Below are 7,062 nucleotides of genomic sequence, written 5' to 3' on the forward strand. Positions count from 1 at the left end.
GTGGCCACCTGTCCCCCGTACCCGACGTATCCGAGCGGTCCGCCGCCCATAGCCGACGGCCGGCCGCGGCACGCGCACTGGTGGCACAGGCGAGGGGTGCGCTACGGCGCTCTCGCCGCGCTGCTCGCGCTGTCCGGGCTCGTCATCCTCGCCCTGGTCCGCCGGCAGACCGGCACCGAAGGGTTCCTGGTCGGTCTCGGCCTGGCCGTGCTGCCGGTCCCGCTGCTGACGGCCGCCTTCCGCTGGCTGGACCGGGTCGATCCCGGTCCCTGGCGGAACATGATCTTCGCCTTCGCCTGGGGCGCCTGCGCGGCCGCGCTGATCGCGATCGTCGCCAACAGCTTCGCGACCAAGTGGATCGCGACCGCGACCGCCGACCCGGCCGGCGCGGACACCCTGGGCGCGACGGTGATAGCGCCGGTCGTGGAGGAGTCCGCGAAGGCCGCCGCCGTCCTGCTGATCTTCCTCTTCCGCAGACGCGACTTCACCGGCATCGTCGACGGCGTGGTCATCGCCGGGACCACGGCCACCGGCTTCGCCTTCACCGAGAACATCCTCTACCTCGGCACCGCCTTCGGCACCGACCGGATGACCGGCGGCCAGGGCATCGCCTCCGTCACCGCGGCGACCTTCTTCGTGCGCGTGATCATGTCCCCGTTCGCGCACCCCCTGTTCACGGTCTGCACCGGCCTCGGTTTCGGCATCGCCGCCCTGGCCGGGGAGCGCCGGCGCCGCGGCCGGCTGCTGCTGCCACCGGCCGGCCTGCTGCTCGCGATGGGCATGCACGCGTTCTGGAACGGCTCCTCGACCTTCGGCCGGTACGGGTTCTTCGCGGTCTACGGCGGCTTCATGGTGCCCGCCTTCGGACTGCTCACCTGGCTGGTCGTCTGGACCCGGCAGCGCGAGCTGCGCGCCATCCGCGAGGAACTGCCCGCGTACGCCGCGGCCGGCTGGCTGACGCCCGCCGAGCCGTTCGCCCTCGGGTCCATGCGGGCGCGCCGGCTGGCCCGCGAGTACGCCGGCCGGCACCTGGGCAAGGCCGCGGCGCGGACGGTGGCGCAGTACGAGGCCTACGCCACCTCGCTGGCCTTCCTGCGCCGCCGGGGGCGCCTGGGGCGGGTCGGCGCCGGCTTCGGCGAACGGGAGCGGGAGCTGCTGCACGAGATGTGGCGCAGGCGCGAGGTGGCCCAGCCCGCCCTGGACCACGCGGCACGGATGACCGCGCCGCCCGTGCGGGTCGTCCCGCCGCCCTGGCCGACGTACGGCCTGTACGGGTACGGGACGTACGGGTACGGATACGGGCAGGCCCCGCAGCAACAGCCCCTGCACGGGCAGCCGCCGTACGGGCAGCCCTCGTACGGGCAGCCTCCCTACGGGCCGGCGGGACCCGCGGGGCCGGTCGCGCCGTACCCCGCGGGCTCGGCGGGGTACGGTCCGCACCAGCCCTACCGGGCGCAGCCGTGAGGCCGTGACGCCGCGCGGCTCAGGCGGAGGCCTGCGTGAGCCGCGTGACCTCCTCGTCCGTCAGTTCCAGTCCGGCCACCGCCAGCAGCGCCGGGAGCTGTTCCACCGTCCGGGCCGAGGCGATCGGGGCGGCCACCGTCGGCTGGGCCGCCAGCCAGGCCAGGGCCACCGTGGCCGGCTCGGCACCGCGGGCGCGGGCGACCTCGTCGAGCGCGGCCAGGACCTTCTGGCCGCGCTCGCTCGCCAGGTGCTTGGCGGCGCCCTCCGCGCGCGGGCTGTCGACCGTGGTGCCGGGCCGGTACTTGCCGGTCAGGAACCCCGAGGCCAGCGCGTAGTACGGGACGGCGGACAGACCGGCCCGCTCGGCGAGGTCCCGCAGGCCGCCCTCGTAGGTGTCCCGGGAGACGAGGTTGTAGTGCGGCTGGAGCGCCACGTACCGGGCGAGTCCCTCGCGCTCGGAGAACTCCAGGGAGGCGGCCAGTCGCCCGGCGGAGATGTTGGAGGCGGCGATGTGCCGCACCTTGCCCGCCTTCACCAGTTCGTCGAGGGCGCCGATGATCTCCTCCACCGGCACGTCGGGCTGGTCGAAGTGGGTGTAGTAGAGGTCGATGTGGTCGGTGCCCAGACGCTTGAGGGAGGCGTCGGCCGCTGCCCTGATGTTGGCGGCGGACAGGCCCTGGAAGTCCGGGTGCTGGCTGACCTTGGTGGCGATGACGACGTCGGAGCGGTTGCCGCGCTCCTTGATCCACTTGCCGATGATCGTCTCTGACTCGCCGCCGCGGTTGCCCTCCACCCACGCCGAGTAGGAGTCGGCGGTGTCGATGAAGTTGCCGCCGGCCGCCGTGTAGGCGTCCAGGACGGCGAAGGACTGCGCCTGGTCGGCGGTCCAGCCGAAGACGTTGCCGCCGAGGGCGAGCGGGAAGACCTCGAGGTCGGACGGGCCCAGCTTGCGTAGAGAAGTCATGCTCCTCATCAACGGCCAATGCGGAGTTCCCGATTCCGCGCCCCGCCGGTGACCGGCGCAAAGGTTGCGCAAACCACCCGGTCGGCAGGCGGACCGCGAAGACGTGAAAGGGCGGGGCCCGGACTGTCCGCGGCAGCCGGACTGCCGGCGGAACCCGGGCCGGCCGTCAGCGGGACCCGGCCCTGCGCGGGCGGCGGCGTGCCGGCCGGCAGCGGTCCGTCAGGGGGTGAGGCCCTTGGACCGGAGCCACGCCATCGGGTCGGTGCCGGCGGCCTGGCCGTCCGGGTGGACCTCCAGGTGCAGGTGCGGTCCCGTGACGTTGCCGGTGGCGCCCACACGGCCGATGACCTCGCCCGTGCTCACCTTCTGGCCGGCCGCGACGCTGATCGACGACTGGTGGCAGAACCACAGTTCGGTGCCGTCGTCCAGGGTGAGGACCGTGCGGTAGCCGTAGGCGCCGGCCCAGCCCGCCTCCGTGACGGTGCCGCTGTGGACGGCCTTGATCAGGGTGCCGGTGGGCGCGGCGAAGTCGAGGCCGGTGTGGTGCCCGGAGGACCACATGGAGCCGGCCTGTCCGAAGGTGGAGGTGAGGGTGTACGAGGAGGTCGGCAGCGTGTACTGCTCGGCCAGCGCGGCCAGCCGGGCCGTCTCGGCCTCCTTCCGGGCCTCCTCCTCCGCCTTCTTCTTCGCGGCGGCGGCCCTGGCCTCGGCCTCCTTCTTCGCCTGGGCCGCGGCCTCCTCGGCCTGCCGGACGGCCTTGCGGGCCGCGGCCGCCTCCGTGGCCGCCCTGGCCCCGGCCTCGGCCTGGGCCTGCTGCTGCTCGGCCTGGGCCATGATCCGGTTGCGCAGCGCCTCGCCCGCGTCCGTGGCGGTGTGCGCGGTCGTCCCGGCGGTCCCGGCCGGGGTCTCGGCGACGTCGCTGAGCGCGGTCGCGGAACCCTCGTGACCGTCGTGGCCGGATCCCTCGAAGAGGCCGCCCACGGCGGGCAGGCCGTGCAGGGCGGGAACGTCGGGCAGGGAGATCGAGACCGGCGGCTTGCCGGTGTTGGCGCTGGCCATGCCGCCCGCTCCGACGGCCGCCATGACGCCCACGCCGAGCACCGTGGAACTGCGGGCGAGCCCGCCGCCGCGCTGCTTGGCCACGCGGTGCCGGCCGCGGACGGGACGGAGGGAGTCCTCGGTGGGGTTCCACTCCTCCCAGGGGCCCTCGTCTGGGTGCCGGTCACCGTAGGCGAAGGACTCGGTGCGCCGGCTCGGCACCGACGGGGCTTCAGGGGCAGGCGGGTTGGACGCCACGCGGGCGTGCTCCTTTCCTTCCGTCTCGCCTACCGGGTTAGCTGACGGGTTCGGAGCGGGAAGGTCTCCTACGCGCGTCAACCAGCCGCGTACACACGGCGGATGACGCCCGATTCACCCCAAGTTGGTGGTTCCCCGGTTCCCTCGCGGGATTCGGCGCGCGCGCACGGAGCCGCCTTCGGTGACGGCTGGGACGACCGCGCTGCGTTATCGAACGTTAATAGACCCGGGGCTCCGATTCCAAGCCGATCGTCTTGATCCTTAAACCTTTTTGGCCAGAACATAAGCCTCATGGGGGATCAAAACGGGGTGACTTGACTGGACTTCAGGCCACATCACGGCGTCATCGAGCCGCTTCCGGCCCGGACGGTTCGGTGATGGTGTGTCAGTTGTTATGCGGACGGGGACGGCCCGCTCACGTCAGGTCACCATGACCGGGGAGCGGCGCGGAGCGCCGGAACGAACGCAAACGACTCAGGGCCGGAATCCTTGATCGGATTCCGGCCCTGGGCCTTCAGTAGCGGGGACAGGATTTGAACCTGCGACCTCTGGGTTATGAGCCCAGCGAGCTACCGAGCTGCTCCACCCCGCGTCGTTGAAACCAGTGTACGTCATCTCCGGGGTGGAATGCACACGCGTCACAGCAGGTGGCGATTGGGCGCCTTGGCCTGACCCTCGAACTCCGGCAGGACGACGACGTCCGCGCCCGCGGCCGCCAGCACCCCGGACCCGTCGGCCGCCTCGACGAACGTGTCCGGCTCCCGCCAGGCGGTGACCACCCGCCGCACCCCCGCGTCCAGAATCAGCCGGGCGCACGGACGCGGCCGGGAGGCGCGTCGGGCGCACGGTTCCAGGCTGCTGTACACCGTGGCCCCCGGCAGCCGCGGATCGGCCGGATCGATCTTCGCGAGCGCGGCCTCCTCCGCGTGCACCACCGGATCGCCGGCCTCCCGCGAGTGGCCGCGGGCCAGCTCGGTGCCGTCGGCGGCGACCACCACCGCGCCCACGCTGAACGCCGTCCGCGACGGCGGGCACTGACCGGCCAGCTCGCACGCGATCCGCAGCCAGTGCCGGTCGGCGGGAACGGGGGCGGCTCCCGTGCCCGGGGCCGTGGGCTCGTAGCGCAGGAGGACGACGTCGCCGATGGTGCGCGTCTCCACCAGCCGCAGCCGTCCCCTCTGGTACTCGCCCGGCCCGAACAGCCGCGGGGCGCCGGGGTCCCCGACGAGCAGCGGTGCGAGCACGAGGTGCAGTTCGTCGGCGAGGTGCCGCCGGAGCAGCTGGGTGTGCACGGTGCCGCCGCCCTCGACCATGAGCCGGCGCACCCCGCGCACGTCGTGCAGGTGCTCCAGCACCGCGTGCCAGTCGAGTTCGGCGCCGAGCGCCACGACGGAGACGGCGGCGGCACCGGCTCCCGCCCCGGCTCCCGCCCCACCCGCTGCACCGGCGTCGCCTCCCGGCATGGTGCCGATGCCCGCGCGGCGCAGGCGCTCGGCGCCCTCGTCCGTCGTGTAGACGGCCTTCTCCCCGCCCGTGTGCCAGAAGCGGGCCCGCGGGTCCAGCTCCCCGGAGGCGGTGACCGTGACCTTCAGCGGATGCTCGGGCCGGCCCGCCGCGACCCGGGCGGCGCGCCGCTGGGGCGAGTTGACCAGGAGGCGGGGGTTGTCGGCGCGCACCGTCCCGGCCCCGACGAGGATCGCGTCCACGCTCGCCCGTACGTCGTCGACCCGGTCGAAGTCGGCGGGGCCGGACAGCAGGAGACGGCTCGGACCGGTGTCGTCAAGGCAGCCGTCCAGAGAGACGGCGGCGGACAGCAGGACGTAGGGGAGGGGCATCGGCGCACTCTCTCTCGGCGATGGACGGGCTGCTCGCAGGCGTGGGGGCGCCTCGGGTTTTCTACCAGTCCGTCCGCCGGTCCGTCCGGCCGGGCCGTGCGGGCCGTGCGCCGGCCCGGGGAGGGAGCGCGTCACGGGCCGGGGATCACCCCGTCCAGTGTCCCGAGGTGAACGTCACCGCGAGGACGGCCGTCAGCGGCGCCACCACGCCGACGTAGGCCTCCTTCACCCAGCGGTGCCGCAGGCTCCAGTGGGCCAGGCCCGTCCACAGCGGCCACCAGATCAGGGTGGCCCGCGGCACGGAGAGGTACCAGTAGGAGGTGCCCAGCGCCCACAGGTTGAGCGCGATGAACACGGCCTCCGGCCAGCGGCGGCGGACCAGCAGGACGCCCAGCAGCAGCACCCCGGCGGCCATGGCGGCCAGTTCCAGCTGGAACTCGACGGCGTACCCGGTGCTCTGGAGGTGGCCGAAGGCGTTCCGCCAGGTGTGGCGGAACGCTTCGGCGGGGCTGTGGAAGTCGCGGTACCAGCCGCGTTCCTCGGCGTGCTTCCAGGCCATCCAGTCGCCGGTCCGTGCCCGCAGGTAGACGGTGTACGCGGCGGCGGGCACCGCCGGCAGCAGGCACCAGCCGAGCGGGCGCAGCCGGCGGGGCAGCGAGCGGCGGGAGGAGTCTCCCGCCCGCCGCTGTGAGCGAATGACGATCAGGAGTTCGACCGTGAGGGCGGCGGCCAGGAACAGGCCGCTGATCCGCACGGTGGTGGCGGCGGCGCACAGGAGGGCGGCGAGCGGCCAGTTGCGGTGCCTGGCCGCCAGCCAGGCCGGGAGGGCCAGGGCGAGGAAGAGCGACTCGGTGTAGCCGGCGGCGAGGAACACCGCGGCGGGCGAGAACAGCAGGAAGGCGGCGGCCCGCGGGCCGGACCGGTCACCGTCCGCCCGGCCCGCTCCGGCGATCCGGGCCAGGGCCACCACGGCAACCGCGCCGCTCACCAGGGAGACCAGCAGCCCGGCCACGGTCCAGTGCGGGACGAGGACGTGGACGGCGCGCAGCGCGAGGGGGAAGCCGGGGAAGAAGGCCACCCGGTTGTCCTGCAGGGGATCGACGCCGGGGAACGGGTCGAAGTAGCCGTACTGGGCTATGTGCTGGTAGTGGACCCAGTCCCACCGCTCCCAGCGGGACAGCCACGTGGCGGGTGTCCTGTCCGGGGCCCCGGCGGGGGCCAGCCAGGCGCTGGCGTAGGCGACGAGCCACAGTCCGAGGCGGGTGAAGAGGTACAGGCGCAGCACCCGCAGGTCGGCCGGGGTGAGCCGGCCGGCCAGGCGCCGCAGCCGGCGCCCGCCGGGCGGTACCGGCCCCTCGGCGGGGGCGGGGCGCGGTGCGCGGGGTGCGCCCGTCCGAGGCGTGCCCGGTGTCTCGGCGGTGGGCAGGGTCGTGGTCATCGGGCGTCCGTTCCTGGGGGTACCGGGCGGGCAGGCGGGCTGGTCGGGGCGGGGCGCGGTGCCGG

Annotated in this window: 5 protein-coding genes, 1 tRNA gene and 1 riboswitch; of the genes, 1 reads left to right on the forward strand and 5 read right to left on the reverse strand. The window is 74.1% G+C overall.

Annotated features, from left to right (window positions below):
* The gene (locus IG64_RS36150) at positions 1-1,464 is read left to right on the forward strand and encodes a PrsW family intramembrane metalloprotease (protein WP_078884421.1); all 1,464 of its coding nucleotides are present in this window, start codon (positions 1-3) and stop codon (positions 1,462-1,464) included.
* A gap of 19 nt (positions 1,465-1,483) precedes the next feature.
* On the opposite strand, the gene IG64_RS36155 is transcribed toward IG64_RS36150, so the two are convergent.
* The 5 genes from IG64_RS36155 to IG64_RS36175 form a co-directional block, all read right to left on the reverse strand.
* Positions 1,484-2,428, reverse strand: coding sequence for an aldo/keto reductase (locus IG64_RS36155; protein WP_037864511.1), 945 nt, complete (start codon positions 2,426-2,428; stop codon positions 1,484-1,486).
* Positions 2,429-2,647: 219 nt separating this feature from the next.
* Positions 2,648-3,724, reverse strand: a complete 1,077-nt coding sequence (locus IG64_RS36160; RefSeq protein WP_037864514.1) for a M23 family metallopeptidase — start codon at positions 3,722-3,724, stop codon at positions 2,648-2,650.
* A gap of 11 nt (positions 3,725-3,735) precedes the next feature.
* Positions 3,736-3,893, reverse strand: a riboswitch (cyclic di-AMP (ydaO/yuaA leader).
* Positions 3,894-4,242: 349 nt separating this feature from the next.
* Positions 4,243-4,316, reverse strand: a tRNA-Met gene (locus IG64_RS36165).
* A gap of 46 nt (positions 4,317-4,362) precedes the next feature.
* Positions 4,363-5,559 carry a dihydrofolate reductase family protein gene (locus IG64_RS36170; protein WP_037864516.1) on the reverse strand — a complete coding sequence of 399 codons (1,197 nt, stop codon included), beginning with the start codon at positions 5,557-5,559 and terminating at the stop codon, positions 4,363-4,365.
* Positions 5,560-5,704: 145 nt separating this feature from the next.
* A complete protein-coding gene (locus IG64_RS36175; protein WP_037864518.1) occupies positions 5,705-6,997 on the reverse strand; it encodes a mannosyltransferase family protein in 1,293 nt (430 codons plus the stop codon).
* Positions 6,998-7,062 lie beyond the last annotated feature (65 nt).

The organism is Streptomyces sp. NRRL S-340, from assembly GCF_000720185.1.
GTDB lineage: Bacteria > Actinomycetota > Actinomycetes > Streptomycetales > Streptomycetaceae > Streptomyces.

Coding starts and splice junctions, on each gene's coding strand:
- IG64_RS36155 (WP_037864511.1), bottom strand. CDS start 2,428: ATGACTTCTCTACGCAAGCTGGGCCCGTCCGACCTCGAGGTCTTCCCG.
- IG64_RS36170 (WP_037864516.1), bottom strand. CDS start 5,559: ATGCCCCTCCCCTACGTCCTGCTGTCCGCCGCCGTCTCTCTGGACGGC.
- IG64_RS36175 (WP_037864518.1), bottom strand. CDS start 6,997: ATGACCACGACCCTGCCCACCGCCGAGACACCGGGCACGCCTCGGACG.